General features: G+C 36.2%; 1 protein-coding gene. It reads right to left on the bottom strand.

Annotation, left to right across the window (positions count from 1 at the left end):
* Positions 1 to 60 precede the first annotated feature (60 nt).
* Positions 61 to 954 (bottom strand): AraC family transcriptional regulator N-terminal domain-containing protein, encoded by an 894-nt coding sequence (locus VXQ92_RS19590; protein ID WP_416682918.1) that lies wholly within the window; start codon positions 952 to 954, stop codon positions 61 to 63.
* Positions 955 to 1,175 lie beyond the last annotated feature (221 nt).

Raw genomic sequence — 1,175 nt, 5'->3', positions numbered from 1 at the left:
GTCGGAAGATTCATTGATATGCTCCATGTTTGGTTTATATTTAAGACGTGTTGATTTACTTTAGTTTGTTGATAATTTAGGTGGAACTCCAAACAGCCGCTTAAACTCTCGACTAAACTGTGAAGCACTCACATATCCTACCTCATAGGCAGCTTCTGCAACGCCCATTTGGTTATTTAGGATTAGATCACGAGCCTTATGTAACCGAGTAATTTTGATGTACTGTAATGGAGAATAGTTGGTAACTTTCTTAAAAGCTTGATGAAAAAGCGAAACGCTCATTCCTGCTTGTTTAGCCAACTCCTGAACCGTTAAGTTACGATAATAATCCCTTTGAATAATTTCACAAATCGTATAAATCACTCCACTTCGACTCATAATAGCCGAAAGGTTCTGGATAAAATCACTACCGCCAGCTTGTAAAACCCGATAAATAAGTTCGCGTTTCACCTGCTCTCCTAAGATTGCAGTATCTTGCTTGGAACGAAGTAAGTTCAACAAGCGTAAAGCAACATCAGATATAACCGAGTTCATTTCAATAATATTTAAACCACAGCTCAGTTTTATCTCTTTGTTATCAAAATCTTCTATATGTGGTCGCTGCTCTTTATCCATTTTAGTCGCCAGCTCGGCCATCATTTGAGGTTCAAATTTAATCGCAATTGCAAGCATTGGTTCACGCTCAACCAACGTATCGCAATCAAAAGGAATAGCAATCGAGATAAATAAACACTGGCCTTGTTGAAATTTAAAAATATCTTTTCCAATATAAGCCCGTTTTACACCCTGAATGACTAAAACAATGGAAGGCTCTTGCAATACGGCAACCGGCTGTGTGGGATGATCTACCCTCATCAGGGTGATATTTGAAATATGAGTGGGATATAACCCCTCTTGAGGAGCCAAATACAAAAAAGCCTCTACCAAACTTTTCGTCAAGTCATTCTGTTGCATTGCTTTATTTTTTACGGGCTATTTAAGATTTACTATATCAATCAAACTAAAAGGAAAAAGTATTTCTTGGTAGTACTTTGTATAAATAAGCAAGTTAAAGCTATTTTTAGGCATAAAAAAACCTAGATTTCTCTAGGTTTTTATCCTTAATCTGACTATTAAGCAGATAAGTTAAATAACATAGCAGCAATTAGGATAATTACACCTAATACAATTCGATA

The sequence above is a fragment of the Acinetobacter sp. 228 genome, assembly GCF_048147885.1.
Note: the sequence above shows the minus strand (reverse complement) of the source record. Positions and strands in the feature narration are given on the sequence as shown.

Excerpts from the sequence above, each read along its gene's own strand:
- VXQ92_RS19590 (WP_416682918.1), bottom strand. The coding sequence starts at position 954 with ATGCAACAGAATGACTTGACGAAAAGTTTGGTAGAGGCTTTTTTGTAT.